23 protein-coding genes are annotated in these 20,015 nt (G+C 71.5%); 17 read left to right on the top strand and 6 right to left on the bottom strand.

All coding sequences use genetic code 11. The features are described from left to right. Window positions 1-96 precede the first annotated feature (96 nt). Together NZH93_RS17705 and NZH93_RS17700 are read left to right on the top strand one after the other, a co-directional pair. Window positions 97-1,935: an FAD-binding oxidoreductase gene (locus NZH93_RS17705; RefSeq protein ID WP_259624201.1), complete on the top strand. Its 1,839-nt coding sequence runs from the start codon at window positions 97-99 to the stop codon at window positions 1,933-1,935. After that, on the top strand, window positions 1,932-2,831 hold the full coding sequence (locus NZH93_RS17700; RefSeq protein ID WP_259624200.1) for an LLM class flavin-dependent oxidoreductase: 900 nt from the start codon (window positions 1,932-1,934) through the stop codon (window positions 2,829-2,831). The genes NZH93_RS17705 and NZH93_RS17700 overlap by 4 nt, the downstream gene beginning before the upstream one ends. Window positions 2,832-2,838: 7 nt before the next feature. Here the strand turns inward: NZH93_RS17700 and NZH93_RS17695 are convergent, their stop codons facing one another. The 3 genes from NZH93_RS17695 to NZH93_RS17685 form a co-directional block, all read right to left on the bottom strand. Next, window positions 2,839-3,411 (bottom strand): MarR family winged helix-turn-helix transcriptional regulator, encoded by a 573-nt coding sequence (locus NZH93_RS17695; RefSeq protein WP_259624199.1) that lies wholly within the window; start codon window positions 3,409-3,411, stop codon window positions 2,839-2,841. Between the two features lie 101 nt (window positions 3,412-3,512). Then, complete coding sequence (locus NZH93_RS17690; RefSeq protein WP_259624198.1) at window positions 3,513-4,241, bottom strand: SDR family NAD(P)-dependent oxidoreductase; 729 nt, start codon at window positions 4,239-4,241, stop codon at window positions 3,513-3,515. Window position 4,242: 1 nt separating this feature from the next. Continuing rightward, window positions 4,243-5,319, bottom strand: coding sequence for an alkene reductase (locus NZH93_RS17685; protein ID WP_259624197.1), 1,077 nt, complete (start codon window positions 5,317-5,319; stop codon window positions 4,243-4,245). 65 nt (window positions 5,320-5,384) lie between these two features. Between NZH93_RS17685 and NZH93_RS17680 the strand changes: the two genes are divergently transcribed. The 3 genes from NZH93_RS17680 (at window position 5,385) to NZH93_RS17670 (ending at window position 7,218) form a co-directional block, all read left to right on the top strand. Further along, window positions 5,385-5,723 (top strand): winged helix-turn-helix transcriptional regulator, encoded by a 339-nt coding sequence (locus tag NZH93_RS17680; RefSeq protein WP_259624196.1) that lies wholly within the window; start codon window positions 5,385-5,387, stop codon window positions 5,721-5,723. A 101-nt stretch (window positions 5,724-5,824) separates the two neighbouring features. Beyond that, a complete protein-coding gene (locus NZH93_RS17675; RefSeq protein ID WP_259624195.1) occupies window positions 5,825-6,634 on the top strand; it encodes an SDR family NAD(P)-dependent oxidoreductase in 810 nt (269 codons plus the stop codon). 92 nt (window positions 6,635-6,726) lie between these two features. Next, complete coding sequence (locus NZH93_RS17670) at window positions 6,727-7,218, top strand: MarR family winged helix-turn-helix transcriptional regulator (protein WP_259624194.1); 492 nt, start codon at window positions 6,727-6,729, stop codon at window positions 7,216-7,218. A 10-nt stretch (window positions 7,219-7,228) separates the two neighbouring features. On the opposite strand, the gene NZH93_RS17665 is transcribed toward NZH93_RS17670, so the two are convergent. Then, window positions 7,229-8,506 (bottom strand): MFS transporter, encoded by a 1,278-nt coding sequence (locus tag NZH93_RS17665; protein ID WP_259624193.1) that lies wholly within the window; start codon window positions 8,504-8,506, stop codon window positions 7,229-7,231. Window positions 8,507-8,641: 135 nt separating this feature from the next. On the opposite strand from NZH93_RS17665, the gene NZH93_RS17660 reads away from it, so the two are divergent. From NZH93_RS17660 to NZH93_RS17625, 8 genes are all read left to right on the top strand, one after another. Beyond that, window positions 8,642-9,118 carry an RNA polymerase sigma factor gene (locus tag NZH93_RS17660; RefSeq protein ID WP_372506666.1) on the top strand — a complete coding sequence of 159 codons (477 nt, stop codon included), beginning with the start codon at window positions 8,642-8,644 and terminating at the stop codon, window positions 9,116-9,118. Continuing rightward, entirely contained in the window at window positions 9,115-9,708 is a 594-nt protein-coding gene (locus NZH93_RS17655) for a methylated-DNA--[protein]-cysteine S-methyltransferase (protein WP_259624191.1), read from the top strand. Before NZH93_RS17660 ends, NZH93_RS17655 begins: the two co-directional genes overlap by 4 nt. Then, window positions 9,705-10,214, top strand: a complete 510-nt coding sequence (locus NZH93_RS17650; protein WP_259624190.1) for a methylated-DNA--[protein]-cysteine S-methyltransferase — start codon at window positions 9,705-9,707, stop codon at window positions 10,212-10,214. Before NZH93_RS17655 ends, NZH93_RS17650 begins: the two co-directional genes overlap by 4 nt. Window positions 10,215-10,397: 183 nt before the next feature. Beyond that, window positions 10,398-11,111 carry an SDR family NAD(P)-dependent oxidoreductase gene (locus NZH93_RS17645; RefSeq protein WP_259624189.1) on the top strand — a complete coding sequence of 238 codons (714 nt, stop codon included), beginning with the start codon at window positions 10,398-10,400 and terminating at the stop codon, window positions 11,109-11,111. Between the two features lie 50 nt (window positions 11,112-11,161). Continuing rightward, window positions 11,162-11,644, top strand: coding sequence for a DUF2975 domain-containing protein (locus NZH93_RS17640; RefSeq protein ID WP_259624188.1), 483 nt, complete (start codon window positions 11,162-11,164; stop codon window positions 11,642-11,644). Continuing rightward, window positions 11,645-11,857, top strand: coding sequence for a helix-turn-helix domain-containing protein (locus NZH93_RS17635; RefSeq protein WP_259624187.1), 213 nt, complete (start codon window positions 11,645-11,647; stop codon window positions 11,855-11,857). Between the two features lie 92 nt (window positions 11,858-11,949). Next, entirely contained in the window at window positions 11,950-12,507 is a 558-nt protein-coding gene (locus NZH93_RS17630) for an RNA polymerase sigma factor (protein ID WP_259624273.1), read from the top strand. After that, the gene (locus tag NZH93_RS17625; RefSeq protein ID WP_259624186.1) at window positions 12,504-13,670 is read left to right on the top strand and encodes a hypothetical protein; all 1,167 of its coding nucleotides are present in this window, start codon (window positions 12,504-12,506) and stop codon (window positions 13,668-13,670) included. The genes NZH93_RS17630 and NZH93_RS17625 overlap by 4 nt, the downstream gene beginning before the upstream one ends. A gap of 4 nt (window positions 13,671-13,674) precedes the next feature. On the opposite strand, the gene NZH93_RS17620 is transcribed toward NZH93_RS17625, so the two are convergent. Both NZH93_RS17620 and NZH93_RS17615 read right to left on the bottom strand, forming a co-directional pair. Next, window positions 13,675-15,012: an MFS transporter gene (locus NZH93_RS17620; RefSeq protein WP_259624185.1), complete on the bottom strand. Its 1,338-nt coding sequence runs from the start codon at window positions 15,010-15,012 to the stop codon at window positions 13,675-13,677. A gap of 107 nt (window positions 15,013-15,119) precedes the next feature. Then, window positions 15,120-15,776 (bottom strand): TetR/AcrR family transcriptional regulator, encoded by a 657-nt coding sequence (locus NZH93_RS17615; protein ID WP_259624184.1) that lies wholly within the window; start codon window positions 15,774-15,776, stop codon window positions 15,120-15,122. Window positions 15,777-15,891: 115 nt separating this feature from the next. Between NZH93_RS17615 and NZH93_RS17610 the strand changes: the two genes are divergently transcribed. The 4 genes from NZH93_RS17610 to NZH93_RS17595 all read left to right on the top strand — a co-directional run bounded on the left by NZH93_RS17610 (window position 15,892) and on the right by NZH93_RS17595 (window position 19,775). After that, on the top strand, window positions 15,892-16,824 hold the full coding sequence (locus NZH93_RS17610) for a shikimate dehydrogenase (protein WP_259624183.1): 933 nt from the start codon (window positions 15,892-15,894) through the stop codon (window positions 16,822-16,824). Next, the gene (locus NZH93_RS17605) at window positions 16,814-18,592 is read left to right on the top strand and encodes a sugar phosphate isomerase/epimerase and 4-hydroxyphenylpyruvate domain-containing protein (RefSeq protein WP_259624182.1); all 1,779 of its coding nucleotides are present in this window, start codon (window positions 16,814-16,816) and stop codon (window positions 18,590-18,592) included. The genes NZH93_RS17610 and NZH93_RS17605 overlap by 11 nt, the downstream gene beginning before the upstream one ends. Window positions 18,593-18,680: 88 nt before the next feature. Continuing rightward, window positions 18,681-19,331, top strand: a complete 651-nt coding sequence (lexA, locus tag NZH93_RS17600; RefSeq protein ID WP_259624181.1) for a transcriptional repressor LexA — start codon at window positions 18,681-18,683, stop codon at window positions 19,329-19,331. A gap of 15 nt (window positions 19,332-19,346) precedes the next feature. Further along, window positions 19,347-19,775, top strand: a complete 429-nt coding sequence (locus NZH93_RS17595; RefSeq protein WP_259624180.1) for a PPOX class F420-dependent oxidoreductase — start codon at window positions 19,347-19,349, stop codon at window positions 19,773-19,775. The last annotated feature ends 240 nt before the right edge of the window (window positions 19,776-20,015 follow it).

Genomic DNA, 20,015 nt, shown 5'->3' with positions numbered 1-20,015 from the left:
ACCTTCTCCTCGGGGGAATGAAACCGCCACTTGCGATGTCTATGAGATAGTCTGTGAATCAGACGGTCTGCTGGACCAAGTGTTGTGGAGGCTCTCATGGATGTCGGGCTGGGTGTCCTGCTGGACGCGGCGCGCTTGCCGGGTGCTCGGTTGACCGACCTCGCGGTGCGGGCGGAGCAGCGCGGTCTGGACCTGGTGGTCGTTGGTGGGGTTCAGGGTGGGCTCGACCCGCTCACGGTCGCCGCCTGGGTCGCGGGGGCGACGTCGCGGATCCTGGTGGGCGTTGCCGACGCGGGTGTGCCGCCCGCGCCGGATACGGGTGATCCCGAACAGCCGTTCCCGTTCGTGGTGGACAAGTCGTTGGACGGGCTGGGCTTGCTCAGCGGGGACAGGCTGTTGCGTGGGCCCGGCGCGTGGTCGGTGGCGGTGGATTCGACGATCGACGCCGTCAAAGCCGCGGCAGGTGCCGGTGTTCCGGTGGTCGTCGCGGTTCGCACGGTTCACGACGTGGACCGGGTGGTGGAGTTGCGGGTCGTCGACCATGCCCGGCGGCCCGCGTCCGTGCGTGCGCGGCGGATGCCGGGGATCGACTACGAAGGGGTGCCCGACGTTCTGGCCGCGGGGGTCGTCGAGCCGGGGGACAGCGCTTACCGGAGCGTGGCGTCGACCTACATGCGGGGCGGTGCGCCGGGGCTCGTCCTGCGGGCGACGACGGTCGAGGAGGTGGCGGCGGCGATCACGTTCGCGCGGCGGCACACCGACCTGCCGCTCGGGGTGCGCAGCGGTGGGCACGGGTTCAGCGGGCGTTCCACGAACCACGGCGGTCTCGTTGTAGACGTCGGGGGGATGGACGGTGTCGAGGTGATCGACCCGGACCGCAGGCTGGTGCGGGTCGGGCCGGGCGCGTCGTGGAAGCGGGTCGCGACGGCGCTGCGCCCGTACGGCTGGGCGATCGGTTCCGGCGACGCGGGTGGTGTCGGGGTCGGGGGACTGGCGACGGCGGGCGGCATCGGGTTCCTCTCCCGCAAGCAGGGGCTGACGATCGACCGGGTGCGGGCCGTCGAACTGGTGCTCGCCGACGGCAGTCCGATCCGGGCATCCGACGACGAGAACCCCGACCTGTTCTGGGCCCTGCGCGGCGCTGGGGCCAACTTCGGCGTCGCCACCGCCTTCGAGATCGAGGCGGAGCCGATCGGTGACGTCGGCTGGGCGAGCCTCGCGCTCGTCGTCGACGACGTCGCCGAGGCGCTGGAGCACTACGGCCGGGTCGCGAGCGAGGCCCCGCGCGACACGACCCTCTTCATGATGATCGGACCGCCACGGGGCGGCAGGTCCGTGATGCAGCTCTACGGGGTGGTGGACAACGCCGACCCCGACACCATCATCAGCAGGCTCACCCCGTTCGCCCGGATCGGACCCATCGTCCAGCAGAGCGTCACGGTGTCCGCCTACGCCGACGTGATGGACATGACCGACACGGGGCCGGGCGGCCACCAGGGTGTCGGCGAACCCGTGGCGCGCTCCACGCTCTTCCGGGAGTTCACCCCCGAGGTGGCCCGGCTGGCAGCCGACGCGGTGGCGAGCGGTGGCGTGGGGATCCTCTCCGTTCGCCAGATGGGCGGTGCCATCGCCGACGTCCCCGAAGGCGCCACGGCGTTCTCCCACCGCGATGCCGGCTTCGCCGTGGCCGTGCTCGGGTCGAACGCGCGGCGCGTCGACGCCGCGTGGGACCCGGTGCGCGGGCTCGGCATCGGCTCGTACCTGAGCTTCGAGACCGATCAGAGCCCCGAACGCCTCGGCGACGCCTTCCCGCCGCCCGTGCTCGACCGCCTCCGGGAGCTGAAACGGCGCTACGACCCCGGTTTCCTGTTCCGCGACAACTTCCCCATCGATCCGCGCCCCGCGGACGCCCGGCTCGAGGAGACCGCACGATGACCGACTACGGCCACGACCTGATCTTCGGCACCTTCGTCACCCCGACCGCGCGGAACGCGTCCGACGTGGTCGACCTGGCCGTGCTCGCCGACCGCTCCGGCATCGACCTGGTCACCTTCCAGGACCACCCCTACCAGTCGAGCTTCCTCGACACGTCCACGCTGCTCGCGTTCGTGGCCGCCCGCACGCGGAACATCCGCGTGGCCGCGAACGTCGCCAACCTCCCGCTGCGTCCACCCGCGGTGCTGGCGCGCGCGTCGGCGTCGTTGGACGTCCTCAGCGGTGGGCGTTTCGAGCTGGGCCTTGGCGCGGGCGCGTTTTGGAACGCCATCGAGGCCGTCGGGGGTCGACGGCTGACCCCGGGGCAGGGCGTGACCGCGTTGAGGGAGGCCATCGAGATCATCCGGGCGATCTGGGACACCGACGCGCGGGGGGACGTGCGCCACGACGGCGAGTTCTACCGGACCGACGGCGCCAAGCGCGGACCGCGTCCCGCCCACCCGATCTCGATCTGGGTCGGTGCCTACAAACCGAAGATGCTCGCCCTCACCGGGACGCACGGCGACGGGTGGATGCCCGCGATCCCCAACCTCCCGAACGGCGCCGCGTCGTACCCCGACCACAACGCCCGCATCGACGAGGCGGCCGTCGCGGCGGGACGGAGCCCGTCGGCGATCCGTCGTTTCGGCGTGCTCATCGGTGGCGGGTTCGGGGGCACACCGCGTGGGCTGCTCGACGGCCCGGTCGAGATGTGGACCGAGCAGCTCGCCGGACTCGCGCTGGAGCACGGCGTCAGCGGGTTCGTCGTCGCGACCGACGACCCGTCGACCACCCAGCGGTACGGGCTCGAAGTCGTGCCCGCGGTCCGCGAACTCGTGGCCCGCGAGCGGGGATGACGGCCTCCTACTTGGAGGAGCGGGCCTTCGGGCGGCGGCGCGGCGGTGGTGCCTTGCTCACCCCGCCCGCGAGATCGGTGACGACCTCGCAGGCGGCGTGGAGGGAGTCCGGCCCGACGGGGTGCTGACCCGCCAACCGGTGCAGCAGCACGCGCAGCGTGGTCCGCTCGTGGGGTTCGAGGGCGGCGAGCACGTGCTCTTCGACCGCGTGGAGCTTCTCGCTGAGCGTGTCGTGGAGGTCGCGTCCGTCCTTCGTGGGCACGACGTGGCGGTTGCGCCGGTCCGCGGGGTCCGGTTGGCGCGTGACCAGTCCGGCGTTTTCCAGGTCGTACAACAGGTACGTCATGACCGTGCGGTCGATGCCGAGGCGCTGGGCGAGCCCGGCCTGGCTCTCGGTGACGCCGGACACGGCGGCGCTGACGACCTGGAAACCGCGGGCGCCACCGGGGATCTCCTCCACGACGGCGTCCGTCGCCTTGAGGTAGGTGCGCAGCACGGTACCCAGGAGGTAGCCCAGGTCGGAGGTGAACGACGCGTGCGCACCCGCTGACCCTGCCGCCGATCCACCCGCTGTCGCCATGCGCTCACGCTATCACCAACCGAGCTGTCCGCGCAGATGATCTGCAACTAATATCATCTGTTGAGCATCGCGATGGGCGGCGAAGTCAAGGCGGGCCCCCTCTAGACCTGGTTCCGCCCCCCGTCGACGAACAGGTCGGACCCGGTGACGTAGCTGGCGTCGTCGGAGGCCAGGAACAGCACCGCCCCGGCGACCTCCTCTGGCCGTCCCACCCGTGCCAGCGGGATGCCCGCCGAGCCCGCTCGCTGGAACTCGCGGGCGTCCGGGTCGGTGCTGGTGTCGATGTAGCCGGGGCTCACCGCGTTCACCCGTACGCCCCGCGGGCCCAGTTCGACGGCGAGGGTGCGGGCCAGTGCGCGGGCGCCCGCCTTCGCCGCGGAGTACATGCCGAGGCCTGGCAGGCCCGCGGTGGCGCCGATGGAGGACATCAGCACCACGGAGGCGTGCTCGTTGAACACCGGGGCCAGTGCCTGCACGGTGAGGTAGGGCGCGCGCAGGTTCTGGGCCAGCACCTCGTCCACGGTTTCCGGGCTGACCTGGCCGAACGGGGTGAACACGCCGCCGCCGGCGTTGGTGAAGAGCACGTCCAGGCCTCGTCCCCTGGCGCGTACCGCCGCCAGCAGTTCGGCCAGGTGTTCCGGGTCGTTCGCGTCGCCGCGCACCCCGGTGGCGGCCGGGCCGAGTTCGGCCACGACCTCGGCCAGCACGTCGGGACGGCGGCCGGTGAGCAGCACGTGCGCGCCCTCGGCGACGAAGCGGCGGGCCGTGGCCAGGCCGATGCCCGCCGTGCCGCCGGTGATCACCGCGGTGCGGTTCGTCAGCTTGCCCATGTCAGGCCGCCAGCAGCGGGTAGTCGAGGTAGCCCAGGTCGGTGCCGCCGTAGAAGGTCGAGCCGTCCGGTTCGTTGTACGGGCCGCGCCGCGCGATGCGCTCGGCCAGGTCCGGGTTGGCCAGCCACGGCGTGCCCAGCGCCACCACGTCCGCGCCCGCGGCGAAGCCGTTGGCGACCCGGTCGTGCGGGGCCTCCGGGCTGGTGACCCGGTGCGGGTTGAGCACCAGCACGCCCGGCCAGGTCTTGCGCACCAGCGCGGTCACGTCGGGGTGGCCGGGGGTCTCCGAGACGTCCAGGAACGCCAAGCCGTCCCCGGCCAACTCGGTCAGCAGGGCCTCGTAGAGCTCCTCGGTGTTGCCCTCGTTCATGCCCTGGACCGTGCTGGCGGGCGAGATCCGCAGCGAGGTCCGGTCCGCGCCCGCCGCGCCCGCCATCGCCCGGACGGCCTCGACGATGAAGCGGACGCGGTTCTCCGTGCTGCCGCCCCACTCGTCGGTGCGCAGGTTCGAGTCCTGGCAGAGGAACTGCTGCGGCAGGTAGCCGTTGGCCGCGTGCAACTGGACGCCGTCGAAGCCCGCCGAGACCGCCAGTTCCGACGCCACCGCGAAGTCCCGGAGCGTGTCCCGGATGTCCGCGCCGGTCATGGCTTCGGGCACCTGGTGGTCCCGCAGGCCGTCGGGGGTGAAGGTCTGGCCTGGTGCGGCCACCGCCGACGGCGCGTGCGCGGCCAGACCGCCTCGCATGGTCGAGTGCCCGGTGCGGCCGCCGTGGAAGAGTTGCAGGTGGATGGTGCTGCCCGCCTCGTGCACGGCGTCGGTGACCTGCCGCCAGCTCGCGGCCTGCTCGGACGTGCCGATGCCCGGCGTGGTCGGGTAGGACTTGCCGCGCTGGCTGATCTGGGTGGCCTCGGTGACGATCAGGCCCGCACCCGCGCGCTGTCGGTAGTACTCGGCGATCGACGCGGTGGCCAAGCCCTCCTCGGTGGCCCGGCTGCGGGTCATCGGTGCCATGGCCAGGCGGTTGCGGATGGTCGTGGTGCCGACCCGGAGCGGTGAGAAAGCGTTGGTATCACTCATGATCCCTAGCTTCGAGTGATCCGTTTCCCTTGCCAACCGGCCGGTAATCTACTTACTCTGGAGAAGTGACTAGCCCTGTAGAAGTGCAAGCACACCTGATCGACTCGACCTCCTGCGAGGCCGCCGGCGGGATCATGGCCTTCGTGTCGCGGCGCTGGACCTCGGCGATCCTGCTGGCCGGGGCCAGAGGTGCGAGGCGGTTCGGGGAGTACCGGCGCGTGGTCGTCGGCATCTCCGACCGCATGCTGTCGGTTCGGCTGGTCGAACTCGAACAGCACGGCCTGGTGCGCCGCGAGGTGGTGCCGAGCATGCCCGTGCAGGTGCTCTACCACCTGACGGATCGGGGGCGGAGCCTGATCGGCGCGGTGGACGCCATCACGCGGTGGGCGCACGAGTCGCGCTGACCGACTGCCGCTGTCATCCGGTCATCTGGTTGAAATTTCAGCTCGCGGTGCTAGCGTGGTCTAGGCGCTGAAATTTCAACTACTTGTGGAGGTGGCCGTCGATGGACCGTTTGGCGGGCAAGGTGGTGATCACCACCGGCGCGGCCGGTGGGCTGGGGTTCGCCGGGGTGCGGGCGATGGCGGCCGAGGGTGCGCGCGTCGTGATGATGGACCTGTCCCCGACGGTCCACGACCGGGCGGAGGAACTCGCGGGGAGCGGCTTCGACGTCACGTCGCACGTCGGTGACGTCTCCGTCGAGAGCGACGTGGCAGGCGTCGTGGCGCTCGCGAAGGAGACGTACGGCAGGCTCGACGTGCTGTGGAACAACGCCGGGCTGGTGAGCGGCGGGTGGATCGACCAGGACACCGACGTCGTCGGGGTCAGTCGTGACTTCCTGGTGCGGACCCTGGAGGTGAACGCGGTCAGCGTCTTCCTCGGCAGCAAGCACGCCGTCCCCGTGATGGCCGAGTCCGGTGGCGGATCGATCATCAACACCTCGTCGGTCCAGGCCGCGGGCGGAGACCTGGCACTGGTCGCCTACGGCACGAGCAAGGCGGCCGTCAACTACCTGACGAAGTCGGTGGCCACCTCGTTCGGGCACCTCGGCATCCGCAGCAACGCCCTGGCCCCAGGGCTCATCCCGCCGCCCGCCGCGGGGGCGCACCAGCTCGAGGCCGTGGCACCGCTGCGGATGATGGTGGACTCGCAAATGCTCGACGCCGTCGGAGAGCAGGCCGACGTCGCCAACGCCGTGGTGTTCCTCGCGTCGGACGAGTCGAAGTTCATCACCGGTCAGGTGATCTACGTCGACGGCGGCGTGACCGGGCACCTGCCGACGTTGTCGGATCGGCGCAAGCGGGCTGTCGCGTGAGGTCGGCGTCCCGCACGTGCGGGACGGTTGAAATTTCAGCGGGGTCGGTAGCATCGCCACGGATGCCGAGGAGCCAGTCGCGGAGGACAACGATGCCGAAGACCCGGTGGCTGGACGACGAGGAGCAGGTGACCTGGCGCAGCTTCCTCATGGCCAGCAAGCTCTTGATGGATCGGGTCGAGCGCGACCTGAAACGGGAGTCCGGGCTCTCCTTCGCCTACTACGACGTCCTGACGAGGTTGTCCGAGGCGCCTGGCCGCTCGATGCGGATGGCGGACCTCGCCGCCGCGTGCGTGTTCGACCGCAGCAGGCTGAGCCACACGATCGACCGCTTGGCCAGGGACGGCTGGGTCCGCCGGGAGGAATCGGGCACCGATGCCAGGGGACAGCTCGCCGTCCTCACCGCCGAGGGCGTCAAGGAGGTGAGGCGTGCCGCGCGTCGGCACGTCGAGCAGGTTCGCGAGCTCGTCTTCGACCGTCTCAGCGGGGAGCAGCAGCGGGCGCTGCGTGAGATCAGCGGGGTGCTGGCGACCGGGATGGCCGATGGGGCGACGCTCGCCAGAATGGGATGGCCTGGCGAGTGACCTGGTCGGTCTAGGTCATGTCCTGGGCGCCGCCGCGCAGGGCGTAGAAGCCCGCCGCCGCGGTGCCCAGGCACAGGGCGACGGCGCTGAGGCCGAGTGACCAGTGGACGCCCACGGCGGCGCCGAGGAGGCCGACGGTGAAGCCGCTGCCCGCTCGCAAGCCGCCGGACGACATCCCGTACAGCCCGACGACACGGCCGCGGTCGGCGGGTGGGGCGAGTAGTTGGACGACGGTTTGGCCGATCGACATGGACGCCATGTTCGCCACGCCGCCGACGAGCAGCATGAGCAGCGCCACCGGGTAGCTGGCGGTGAAGGCGAAGAACAGGCTGGTCAGGCCGTAGATCGCGGTGCTGAGGACGGCGGCCTTGACGTTGGGTTTGATCCGGCCGGTGGCCTCCAGCAGGATGCCGCCGATCACGCCGCCGACGCCGTTGGCGAACAGCAGGACGCCGTAGGTCAGGCCGGAGTCGCCCGTGCCCAGGTCGTGGGCGAAGATCGGCATGGACGACTGGAGCGAGGCGCCGACGAAGAACGAGCCGAGGCCCGCCAGGACGATCATGCTGACCAGGGTCCGGTTGGAGCGGACGTCGCGGAACACGCGGATCGAGTCGACGATGCCCAGTCGCGGGCGTGGGACGCCCTCGTTGCGGGTGTGGCCGGTGAACTTCGTGCGGAACAGGAACAGCGTGAGCGGCAGGTAGAACAGGATGTTGACGAAGATGCCCGCCGTTGACCCCAGGAACAGCAGCAGCGCCGAGCCGACGACCGGTCCGAACAGGACGCCGAGGCTGCGGAACGTGGCGTTGAGGCGGATCGCGCTGGGCAGTTCGTCGTGCTCGACGAAGTCGTGCAGCAGCAACTGCTCGCCAGGGCCCCACAGGGCGCCCGCGCAGCCGTGCAGCACGAGCAGGACGCACGCGTGCCACACCTGGAGCGTGCCGGTGAGGAACAGGACGCCCCACGCGGCGGACACGGCCATGAACAGCACCTGCGCGCCCTGGATGAGCCTGCGGCAGTCGAACCGGTCGGCGAGCGAGCCGAAGTAGACCGAGAAGAACAGGAACGGCAGCCAGTGGCTGATCACCTGGAACCCGCTGAGCGCGGGGGAGTGGAACTTCTCCCACAGCACCCAGTAGGTGATGACGTGCTCGATGTTGTCGGCCATCATCGCCAGGCCTGCGCCGAACAGGTACGGGCGGCAGTCGCGGTTGCGCAGGGCGGCGAACTTGCGCGGTCCCGCCTGCGGCTGGGCGACGTGGGTGGGGACTCCGCACGCGGCGCACATGGGCAGGGCACTCCTCGGGTCGGTGGGGCTCCCGCGCCAGGGGTAAATACGAGGCAGCGTGTCCCGCAATGCACGATAGCAAGTCGGGATCGCACCTCACGTTCCCGGCCGCCCGAACGTCTACGAGAGGTGAGCGTGAGGCCGTTCGAACAGATCGTGGACCAGTACGGACAGGTGGTCCTGCGCGTGTGCCGTGCCGTCGTCGGCCCGGTGGACGCCGAGGACGCCTGGTCCGAGACGTTCCTGTCGGCGCTGAAGGCCTATCCGGGCCTGGCGGAAGACGCCAACGTCGAGGCGTGGCTGGTCACGATCGCCCACCGCAAGGCCGTCGACATCACGCGGGCGAGGGCTCGCGGGGCCGTGCCGGTGGAGGAACCACCCGAGGCCGCCAGCCGGTCCGGCAGACCGGAGGACTGGGACGGCGACCTGTGGAACGCGTTGGCGAAGCTGCCCGACAAGCAGCGGGCGACGGTCGTCTACCACTACCTCGTCGGCCTGCCCTACCAGGAGGTCGCCGCGATCGTGGGCGGCTCGACCGACGCCGCCCGCCGGGCGGCCGCCGACGGGGTGAAGGCCTTGCGCGCCACCTATCGGGAAGGAGCACCGGTGTGACCGACCTCTTCGACACCCTGCCGGTCGTGGACGCGACCGCGGACGCCCGACTTCGGGACCGCCTCGCCGCGGCGGCCGAGCGCGACGGGCTGCTGGACGTGGCGTACCGCACGATCGACTCGCCCATCGGCGGGCTGCTGCTCGCCGCCACCTCCGAGGGGCTGCTGCGGGTGGCCTTCGAGCGCGAGGACCAGGACGCGGTGCTCGCGGCGCTGGCCACGGCCGTGAGCCCCCGGATCCTCGCCGCCCCGGCCCGGCTGGACCCGGTGGCGCGTCAACTGGACGAGTACTTCACCCGGCGGCGGCGCACGTTCGACGTGCCGCTCGACCTCCGGCTGACCAAGGGCTTCCGGCGGGCCGTGCTCGCGCACCTCGCCGTGATCCCCTACGGCCGGACCGAGAGCTACGCCGAGGTCGCCGCCGCGGCGGGCAGTCCACGGGCCGTGCGCGCCGTCGGTACGGCGTGCGCGACGAACCCGCTGCCACTCGTCGTCCCGTGCCACCGCGTGGTGCGCTCGGACGGCACGTCGGGGAACTACCGCGGCGGCGAGGAAGCCAAGCGGGACCTGCTTGCACTGGAGGCGTCATGACCGGCGTGCGGCACGTGATCACCGGGTCCCCGGTCGGCGACTTGACGCTGGTGGCGGACGGTGACGCGTTGATCGGCCTGTACTTCGAGGGGCACAAGCGGACGCCACGACTGCCGGACCTGGGGCCGCGGGTCGACGACGGTGCCGTCTTCGACGCGACCGCCCGTCAGTTGGGCGAGTACTTCGACGGCGAGCGCACCGCGTTCGACCTCCCGCTCGCGCCGCGCGGCAGCGCGTTCGAACGCCGGGTGTGGGCGCTGCTCACGAAGATCCCGCACGGCGAGACCCGCACGTACGGGCAACTGGCCGTGGAACTGGGCGAACCCGGTTCGGCCCAGGCCGTGGGGAACGCCAACGGGTGGAACCCGATCAGCATCGTCGTGCCGTGCCACCGCGTGGTCGGCGCGACCGGGGGGCTGACCGGGTACGCCGGGGGGTTGGAGCGCAAGCGGTTCCTGCTGAACCTGGAGGAGCCGCCCGCGGAGGCCGACGGTCGGTTGTTCTGACCCGTTGCGCGGAGGGCGTACGTGATCGTCGAGGGTGGCGCGTTGTCTGCGAATCAATACCGCCTGGGTATCGATCGATAGTGAGCCGGTCCTTCCTCCTGGCCCGTGACCGTCGTTGACTGGACATCGGTCCCGCCACGACGCGGGGCCGCATCGGGAGTCGACAACACCAGGAGTCAGCACGTGAGCGAGTCCTTGAACGGCAAGGTCGTCATCGTCACCGGGGCATCGTCCGGGATCGGTGCGGCGACGGCGCGACTGCTCCACGAGGCCGGTGCGCACCCGGTCCTGGCCGCGCGTCGCGCCGACCGGCTCGAGGTGCTGGGCAAGGAACTGGACGGGGCGCTCGCCGTCCCCACCGACGTCACCGTCCCGGACCAGGTCAGGGCGCTCGTGCGGGCCACCGTCGACCGGTTCGGACGGGTGGACGGCCTGGTCAACAACGCCGGGGCGGGGGCGGGGTCCACGATCGACGGAACGACCCCGGAGGCGTTCCTGGACCTGCTGAACCTCAACGTGGTGGGCGTCGTGACGACCATCCAGGCGGTGCTGCCGCACATGCGGGCGGCCGGGCGCGGGCGCATCGTCAACATCAGTTCGGGCGCCACCGGGATGCCGATGGCGGGCAACGCGATCTACCCGGCCGCCAAGACGGCGGTGAACTGGCTGAGCCAGGTGGGTCGGATGGAACTGCTGGACGACAACATCCAGGTCACGCTGCTGCTGCCGTCGGTCACCGACACCGAGTTCTACCCCGAGGGCGGTCTCCCGGCCGGGCTGGTCGCGCATTCGCCCGAGTACGTCGGTCGGGTGATCCTGCGGGCCCTGCGCACCGGCGAGGAGCGGATCGACATCCCGCACGGCCCCGAGCAGCCGGAGTTCCCCCTGGTCGGCTGAGAGTCCGATCGTCTATTGATTTTCGATAGGTAGCCATCGATAATCGATGCATGGACAGTGTCGCGATCCTCGTCCTGCGGGCCTTCATCCTGTTCGGGGGGCTCAGTGCCCTCTTCGGGCAGGTGGTGATCATCCCCGTGCAGGCGCGCGACCAGGCGGAGAAGCTGCCCGAACTGGCGCCGATGGCCACGGCCTACACGGTGCTCGCGATCCTGGTCGTCGCGTGCGTGCAGGCGGCGCTCGTCGCGGTGTGGATGCTGCTGGCGATGGTGGAGGCCGACGCGATCTTCACCCGGCGGGCGTTCCTGTGGGTCGACGTGGTGACCTGGGCGGCTGTCGGGGCGACCGCGTTGACCTTCGGTGTCGCGGGGCACCTGTTCACGCTCGAACTGGAGGAGCCCGCGAGCTTCCTGTTCTTCCAGGTGGCCGCGGTCGGGTTCGTCGAGTTCGCGTTCGTCCTGGTGATGGTCGTGATGCGCGGTCTGCTGCGGAAGGCGGCGGCGATCGAGGGCGAACTCGCCGAGGTGGTCTGAGTGGCGATCGTGGTCGACATCGACGTGCTGCTGGCGAAGCGGAAGATGTCGGTGGGGGAGTTCGCCGACGCCGTCGGCATCACGGTGGCCAACATCGCGGTGTTGAAGAACGGGCGGGCGAAGGCGGTGCGGTTCAGCACGTTGGACGCGATCTGCCGGGTGCTGGAGTGCCAGCCGGGCGACGTGCTGCGGTGGGTGCCCGACGAGGCGTGACGCTTTCGTGACCCGGTGGGGTGCAGCGGACGCGGCGCGGGTGGCACCTGACCGTCGTGACCGGTGAGGTGGCGACTGGAGCGGCGGTCGGGATGGTGGACGGCGCGGACCCGCCCGACGACGCCGCGCTGTGGGCTCGGGGCGACCGGGAGTCGTTCGGCGAGCTGTTCGAGCGGCACGTCGAGGCGGTCTGGAACCACGCGTACCGGTTGACCGGGTCGTGGGAGCAGGCGCACGACGTCACGTCGGCGACGTTCCTGACCGCGTGGCGCACCCGCGCGGACGTCGAGCTGGTCCGTGACAGCGCGCTGCCGCTGCTCTACACGATGGCGGGCAACGTGGCGCGCACCGCCCACCGCGGCTCGGCCCGGCGGTCCCGGTTGCTGCGCAAGGTGTCCGGACCGTCCACTGTGGATGACCACGCCGACGCGGTCGCGCACCGGGTCGACAGCGAGGCCCGGCTGCGGCTGGTGGTCGCCGCGGTCCGCCTGCTGCCGCCCGCGCAGCGCGAGGTCGCCGAACTCTGCCTGCTGGGCGACCTGCCGATCGCCGACGCCGCGCGCCACCTCGGACTGGCCGAGGCCTCGGTGCGCTCCCACCTGTCCCGCGCCCGTGCCCGGCTGCGCACCCTGACGGAGGAGACCCGGTGAACGAGACCCCCGGCATCACGCCTCCGCGCCCGCTCCCGCCCGAGGTGCGCGAGCGGCTGCGCGGCGAGTTCGAGCGCGGTGTGGACCGGCGGCGGGTGCCGGCGGTGCCGGTGCTCGGAGCGGCCGCCGCCGTGGTCCTGTTGGCGGGCACCGTCTTCGTGCTGCGGCAGGTGCCGGACGCCGAGCCCACGGCCGCGGGAGGACCCGGCCTGGACCGGGTGGCAGCCGAGGCCGCGCTGGACCGCTGCTGGTCGGCCGTCCAGAGCGCGGGCGCCGCGGACCGCTTCCCCGAGCGGTCCCGCTGGCGGCCGTCGTTCACCGTCGGGGACGCCCGGCTCGGCGTGGTCGCCGCCCGCGCCGACGGCAGGCCCTTGTTCTGCCAGACCACGGCGACCACGGCCACCGTGACCGACCCGTCCGCCGCGCCGGGCGGTGGCACGACGGCCGCCCTGTTCAGCCGGGAGGGCGTCGTCGCGGGCGTGACCGACGTGAACCGGATCGTGCTGGCCAACGACGGCCCGGTGAAGAGCCTCCTGCGCACCCTCGACGCGGGCGACCGCATGTTCGTCGCGCTGACGGACGTCAACCCCGGCCGGACCGCGCTCACCGTCCGGACCACCGGACCCGAGAGGGTGCTCGCCGCCCCCGAGGCCCCCGCGATCGTGGTCCGCGACCGCCCCGACGGCCCGCCCCCGGACCGCGCGTCCGACGCGGGCAGCGCGTTGGGCGCCTGCCTGGACCACTCCTCCACGCCCGTGCGGGACCCCGACTCCTACGAGCCGGGCGCGACCGTCCTCTACCCCGGCGGCCGGTTCGTCCTCGGCCGCGGCGCGCGGGGCGTGGTCTCCTGCCGGTCCGACGAGCAGCGGACCAGGGCCGTCGTGACGCCCGTCCTGGGCGGCGACCAGCCCGCCGTCGTCAACTTCCCGACCGCCGTCGCCGCCGATCGCCAGGTCGTCACGGGTGAACTGAGCGCCGAGGTCGCCAGCATCGAGATCGGGTTCGACGGCGGACCGCCGGTGCCCGCCGCCGTGGCCAACCGCACCTTCGTCCTGCTCGTGCCCGCCGAGGTCGGGAACCCGAGCGTGGCGGCCCTCCACGTCGTCGTGCGCGACGCGGAGGGCCGTGTGCTCCTGGAGGGGCCGTGGTCGTTCTGGAAGTAGGGCCTCAGGTCGTGATCTTCTCCGGGGCGCGGGTCTTGAGGCCGAGTTCGGCGGTCGGCGTTCGGAACGTCTCCTTGCCCGTCGCCACGGCCACGACGTTGACCAGACACAGGGCGGCCGTGAAGATGGCCACCCCCAGCCAGTTCGCGCTCTTGTCACCCGCGATGGCCGCGGAGATGGTGGGCGTGAAACCGGCGACCGCGAAACCGATCTGGGTCCCGATGGCCATGCCCGACAGGCGGACCTTGGCGGTGAACATCTCGCCGTAGAACGACGGCCAGATGGCGTTCGTCGCGCTGTAGACGACACCGAACAGCAGGATGCCCACGAGGAAGATCACCGGGTAGTTGCCGGACGAGATCGCGCCCAGGTAGCCGAACATCAGGACGGCGCAGCCCAGTGAGCCGCCGATGAACACCGGTTTGCGGCCGACGCGGTCGGAGAGCCTCGCCCACAGCGGGATGGCGGCCAGCGCGACGACGTTCGCGAGCACGCCGACCCACAGCATCGGCGTCCTGGCCAGTCCGGCGGAGTTGACCGCGTAGGACAGGGCGTAGACGGTGAAGATGGTGCTGACGGAGGCGATGACGGCCGCCGCGACGACGCGCAGGACGTCGGCCCAGTGGTCGCGGAACAGGATGGTGATCGGGAGCTTCGCCGGGGTCTTGCCCGCGATCTCCTGTTCGAAGACCGGGGTCTCGTCGAGCTTGCGGCGGATCACGAAGCCGACGACGACCACGAGAGCGCTGAGCCAGAACGGGATCCGCCAGCCCCACGACAGCAACTGGTCCTGGGGGAGCGTGGCGATCGGCAGGAAGACGGCGGTGGCGAGGATCTGGCCCGCCTGGGTGCCGCTGAGGGTGAAGCTCGTGTAGTAGGCCCGTTTGTGGTCCGGGGCGTGCTCCAGGGTCATGGAGTTCGCGCCCGCCTGCTCGCCCGCGGCGGACAGGCCTTGCAGGAGCCTGGTGATGACCAGCAGCACCGGCGCGGCGACGCCGATGTCGTCGTAGGTGGGCAGGCAGCCGATGAGGAACGTCGAGAAACCCATCAGCAGCAACGTGAACACCAGCACCCGCTTGCGGCCGAAGCGGTCGCCGACGTGGCCGAGCACCACCGCGCCGACGGGGCGGGCCAGGTAGCCGACGCCGAACGTCGCCAGCGCCAGCAGGGTGCCGGTGGCCGGGCTGGACGTGGGGAAGAAGATCTTGCCGAAGACCAGCGCCGCGGCGGTCCCGTAGATGAAGAAGTCGTAGTACTCCAGTGCGCTCCCGATCCACGCGGCGAGAGCGGCCTTGCGGGGTTTGCCGGGCGTGAGCGTGGGACCGGCGGGCTGTGCGGCCACGTTGGGCTCCTCTGTCAGTGCTCCGTTGCAGAACAGGGACCGGCTACGTACGTACTAGATAGTTAATAGCGGAGATGGTGGGGACTCGGCACCCCCGTGTCAAGGGTTCAGCGAGAGGTCAGGTAGCTCACGAGCAGGTCGCCGACCATGCGCCGGTGGTGGTCGCGGCGGGCCGGGTCCAGCATGTCGCGGTCGAAGATGGCGTTGAACGTGTGCCGGTTCGCGATCCGGAACACGCAGAACGCGCTGATCGCCATGTGCACGTCCAGCGCGTCGACGTCGTCGCGGAAGTACCCGGCGGCGCGGCCCCGGTCGAGGATGCGGGTGAGGACGTCCAGCGCGGGGTTCGCCAGCCCGGCCAGTTCGGTCGAGTGGGCGATGTGCTCGGCGCGGTGGATGTTCTCGATGCTGACCAGCCGCACGAAGTCCGGGTGTGACTCGTGGTGGTCGAACGTCAGCTCGGCGAGGCTGCGCAGCGCGTCGATCGGGTCGAGGTGCTCGACGTCCAGGTCGCGCTCGATGGAGCGGATGACCGCGTACGAGCGTTCGAGGACCTCGATGAAGAGCTGCTCCTTGCCGCCGAAGTAGTAGTAGATCATCCGCTTGGTGGTGCTGGTCTTGGCGGCGATCTCGTCCACCCGAGCGCCGTCGTAGCCCTTGTCGGCGAACTCGTGCGCGGCGACGGCGAGGATCTCGGCCTTCGTGCGCTCGGCGTCGCGGGAGCGGTCGACGGTCGGCGCTTCCCCGGAGGGCAGTGCTGCCACGGACTTCCTTCCTCGCCACGGGTGGTCCCACCACTCTAGGTGGCCTCTTCCCCGTTCCGCCCGCCGTGGGGTACAACTAACTCACCAGTTCGTACATTACGAGGAGAGGTCGCCGATGTCGCACACCTCGTTCCCCGACGCGGTCCGCGAGCACGCCGACCTGGCGCGAGGCGCGCTCCTGGTCGGTCTCGTGGGAGCGGGCATCGGGCCCTCGCTGAGTCCCGCGCTGCACGAGGGGGAGGCGCGCAGGCTGGGCCTGCGCTACCGGTACCGGCGGATCGACCTCGCCGACTGGGCGCTGCCGCCCGAGGCCGTCGGCGACGTACTGGCGATCACCCGCGAGGCGGGCTACCGCGGCCTCAACATCACCCACCCGTGCAAGCAGGCCGTCCTGCCGCACCTGGACGAGCTGTCCGCGGACGCCGCGGCGCTCGGTGCGGTCAACACGGTCGTGTTCGAGAGTGGCCGGGCCATCGGGCACAACACCGACTGGTACGGCTTCACCCGCGGCCTCGCCGTCGGACTGCCGGGCGCGGGCCTCGACTCCGTCGTCCAACTCGGCGCGGGTGGCGCGGGCGCCGCGGTGGCGCACGGGCTGCTCACGGCGGGAGCGGGCACCGTGCGGATCTTCGACCTCGACGCGGACCGCCGCGACGCGCTGGTCGAGTCGCTGAGGAGCAGGTTCGGCGCTCCCCGCGCGACGGCGGGCCACGCCGACGGCCTCGCGGCGGCGGTCGGCGCCGCCGACGGCCTCGTGCACGCCACCCCGACCGGGATGGCCGAGCACCCCGGCCTCCCGCTGCCCGCCGACCTGCTGCGCCGGGACCTGTGGGTCGCGGAGGTCGTCTACCGGCCGCTCGACACCGCGCTGGTCACCGCGGCGCGGGCGCGGGGCTGCCGCGTGCTCGACGGCGGCCGGATGTTCGCCTACCAGGCCGCGGCGGGGTTCAAGCTGTTCACCGGCGAGGACCCCGACGTCGACCGGATGCTCAGCCACTTCGACCACCTCGTGCGCACCTCGGGGGAGAGGACGACCGATGCCCGCTGAGCGCCGCCGGGGGATCGCCACCGTGTGCCTGTCCGGGACGCTGGAGGACAAGCTGACCGCCGCCGCGGCGGCCGGGTTCGACGGCGTGGAGATCTTCGAGAACGACCTGCTCGCCTCGCCGTGGTCCCCGGCGCGGGTGCGGCGGGAGTGCGCGCACCGCGGCCTCACGATCGACCTCTACCAGCCGTTCCGCGACTTCGAGGCGGTGCCGCCCGCCGTGCTCGCGCGCAACCTGCGGCGGGCCGAGTTGAAGTTCGACGTGGTGGAGCAGCTCGGGGCGGACACGATCCTGGTCTGCTCCTCGGTGTCGCCGGACGCCGTGGACGACGACGACCTCGCCGCTCAGCAACTGCGCACCCTCGCGGAGCGAGCCGGGGAACGCGGCCTGCGCGTGGCCTACGAGGCGCTGGCGTGGGGCCGGTTCGTCAACACCTACGACCACGCGTGGCGCGTCGTGCGCGCCGCGGACCACCCCGCGCTCGGCGTGTGCCTGGACAGCTTCCACGTGCTGTCCAGGGAGGTCGACCCGGTCGCGATCCGGACCATCCCCGGTGACAAGGTGTTCTTCGTGCAGCTCGCCGACGCGCCGAGGCTGCGGATGGACGTGCTCCAGTGGAGCCGCCACCACCGGCTGTTCCCCGGCCAGGGGGCGTTCGACCTGACCTCGTTCGTCGACCACGTGCTGGCCACCGGCTACCGCGGACCGCTGTCGCTGGAGGTGTTCAACGACGTCTTCCGCCAGTCCGACCCCTTCGCCGCCGCTGTCGACGCGATGCGGTCGCTGCTCCTGCTCCAGGAGTCGGCCGACGCCGCGCCCGTGCTGGAGGGCCACGCCTTCACCGAGATCGACGTCGACGACACCGCCGCCGCGCGGGTCGGCTCGGCGCTCGCCGGGCTCGGGTTCACCGCCGCCGGACGGCACCGGACCAAGCCCGTGGAGCTGTGGCGGCAGGGCGGGGCGCGGGTCGTGCTCAACCACCGCCGCCCCGTGGACGGCGGGCACGCCGCCGTCACCGCCGTGGCCGTCGCGAGCACCGACCCGACCACGTCGTCGGCCCGCGCCAAGGCGTTCCTCGCCCCGTCGCTCGGGTCGTCGGCGGTCGCCGCGCCGGACGGCACGTCGGTGATCTTCTGCCGCGACGACCTGGACTGGCTCGCCGACTTCGCCCCGTTCGACACCGCCGCCGGTGTGCTCGACGCCGGGGTGCTCGACACCGACCACGTCGGGCTGACCGAGCCGTTCGACCGCTTCCAGCAGGCCGGTCTGTTCTACCGCGCCGTCCTCGGCCTCGACCTGGCCGACGAGGCGGAGTTCGCCGCGCCGTTCGGCCTGGTGCGCAGGCACTCCGTCGCCGATCGCGGGCACCGCGTCCGCGTCGCGCTCGACTCGACGCTCGTGCGCCGCGGCACGTGGGGGCCCGACGTCCGCGAGCCGCAGCACGTCGCGTTCAGCACCTCGGACGCCATCGCGGGCGCGCGCCGGATGCGGGACCTGGGCGCGCCGCTGCTGGACATCCCGGACAACTACTACGACGACCTCGACGCCCGATTCGCGCCCGATCCCGATTTCCTCGCCTCGCTGCGCTCGCTGTCGGTTCTGTACGACCGGGACGGGAGCGGTGAATTCCTGCACTTCTGCACGGAGCTGCTCGGCGACCGCGTGTACTTCGAGGTCGTGCAGCGGATCGGCGGGTACCAGGGGTACGGGGCGGTCAACGCGCCCGTGGTCATGGCCGCGCACCGCCGTCGGCGGAAGTCGGCGGGATAACACTTGTGGGTGAAGAATTCGGGGGTTCCGCTCTAGATCGCGCACACCGCCGACGGGATTGTCGGAGTCGACCTTTACCATTCGCCGGGTGACCGCCTACGACGAATTCGACGACCTCGACGCGAACGCCCTGCCCCCGCGCCAGCAGCAGATACTGGTGGCGATCCGGGACTGGTCCGTGCGGCACGGGTACTCGCCGAGCAGCAGGCAGATCGGTGAGGCGGTGGGCCTGCGGTCGTCGTCCTCGGTGTCCAAGCACCTGGCGAGCCTGGAGGACAAGGGTTTCCTGCGCCGCGGCGAGTCGGTGTCGCGCCCGATGGACGTGCGCGGGTTCCTGAAGGAGCCGGAGCGGCGCGAGTCGGACGACTCGGTGTCGGTGCCCGTGGTCGGCCACATCGCGGCGGGCAGCCCCATCGCGGCCGAGGAGCACGTCGACGACGTCCTGTCGCTGCCGCGCGGGATCACCGGTCGTGGCACCGTCTTCGGTCTGCGCGTGCGCGGCGACTCGATGGTCGACGCCGCGATCTGCGACGGCGACATCGTCGTGGTCCGCCAGCAGTCCGAGGCCCACTCGGGCCAGATCGTCGCCGCGATGATCGACGACGAGGCCACCGTGAAGGTCTACCGCCGCCGCAACGGCCACGTCTTCCTCGAACCGCGCAACCGCGCGTACCCCGTGCTCGACGGCGACAAGGCGGTCGTGCTGGGCGTCGTGGCGTCGGTGCTGCGCAGCTTCTGAGTCGGGGGTATGGGAATGAGTGGGGCTTTCGACCCGCACGGGCTGATCGCGGGCAGCAGGCTCGGGGTATTGGCGACCATCAAGGCCGACGGACGGCCGCAGTTGTCGCCCGTGCAACCGTTCTACGACCGCGCCGCCGGGGTCGTGCTCGTGTCGACGTCGGCGGGGACGGCCAAGGTCGCCAACCTGCGCCGGGACCCGCGGGCGGCGCTGGAGGTGACCAGCGCGGACGGCTGGGAGTGGGCCACGGCGGAGTGCGTGGTCGAGATCGTCGGGCCGGGCACCGATCCGCTGGGGCCGGAGGTCGAGGCGCTGGTGGACTACTACCGGCGTGCCGCGGGGGAGCACCCGGACTGGGACGAGTACCGGGCGGCGATGGTGGCCGACCGGCGGGTGCTGCTCACGTTGACGGTCGAGAAGGTGTACGGGGCCAAGGTGAACTAGGGCTTGGTCAGCGTCGTGCGGCACACCGCAGGTGCATTCCCCACCCGTGAAAGCTGATGCCTCGATGCGGAATTCTCACGTCCCAGAAGAGGGTTCGGAACCGGATCCTCGCGCGCCCCGGATCATCGGCACCGCTCGCGAACGTGGAGAGGGACTTTGCGGCTTGTGCGGCGTGAACGGTCCGCTCACCCGCGCCCACATCCCGCCTCAGGCCGCGGGCAATGATCGACGTGTTGGTCG

It is taken from the genome of Umezawaea endophytica, from assembly GCF_025061645.1.
Classification (GTDB): Bacteria; Actinomycetota; Actinomycetes; order Mycobacteriales; family Pseudonocardiaceae; genus Umezawaea; species Umezawaea endophytica.
The sequence above is the reverse complement of the archived record's forward strand: the minus strand, read 5'-3'. Positions and strand labels throughout refer to the sequence as shown.

Bases quoted from the DNA above. Each gene is read 5' to 3' on its own strand.
- NZH93_RS17665 (WP_259624193.1), bottom strand. From the start codon at position 8,506: ATGTGCGCCGCGTGCGGAGTCCCCACCCACGTCGCCCAGCCGCAGGCG.
- NZH93_RS17630 (WP_259624273.1), top strand. From the start codon at position 11,950: ATGGTGGACGGCGCGGACCCGCCCGACGACGCCGCGCTGTGGGCTCGG.
- NZH93_RS17695 (WP_259624199.1), bottom strand. From the start codon at position 3,411: ATGGCGACAGCGGGTGGATCGGCGGCAGGGTCAGCGGGTGCGCACGCG.
- NZH93_RS17700 (WP_259624200.1), top strand. From the start codon at position 1,932: ATGACCGACTACGGCCACGACCTGATCTTCGGCACCTTCGTCACCCCG.
- NZH93_RS17640 (WP_259624188.1), top strand. From the start codon at position 11,162: ATGGACAGTGTCGCGATCCTCGTCCTGCGGGCCTTCATCCTGTTCGGG.
- NZH93_RS17670 (WP_259624194.1), top strand. From the start codon at position 6,727: ATGCCGAAGACCCGGTGGCTGGACGACGAGGAGCAGGTGACCTGGCGC.
- NZH93_RS17605 (WP_259624182.1), top strand. From the start codon at position 16,814: ATGCCCGCTGAGCGCCGCCGGGGGATCGCCACCGTGTGCCTGTCCGGG.
- NZH93_RS17690 (WP_259624198.1), bottom strand. From the start codon at position 4,241: ATGGGCAAGCTGACGAACCGCACCGCGGTGATCACCGGCGGCACGGCG.
- NZH93_RS17705 (WP_259624201.1), top strand. From the start codon at position 97: ATGGATGTCGGGCTGGGTGTCCTGCTGGACGCGGCGCGCTTGCCGGGT.
- NZH93_RS17595 (WP_259624180.1), top strand. From the start codon at position 19,347: ATGAGTGGGGCTTTCGACCCGCACGGGCTGATCGCGGGCAGCAGGCTC.
- NZH93_RS17685 (WP_259624197.1), bottom strand. From the start codon at position 5,319: ATGAGTGATACCAACGCTTTCTCACCGCTCCGGGTCGGCACCACGACC.
- NZH93_RS17675 (WP_259624195.1), top strand. From the start codon at position 5,825: ATGGACCGTTTGGCGGGCAAGGTGGTGATCACCACCGGCGCGGCCGGT.
- NZH93_RS17650 (WP_259624190.1), top strand. From the start codon at position 9,705: ATGACCGGCGTGCGGCACGTGATCACCGGGTCCCCGGTCGGCGACTTG.
- NZH93_RS17610 (WP_259624183.1), top strand. From the start codon at position 15,892: ATGTCGCACACCTCGTTCCCCGACGCGGTCCGCGAGCACGCCGACCTG.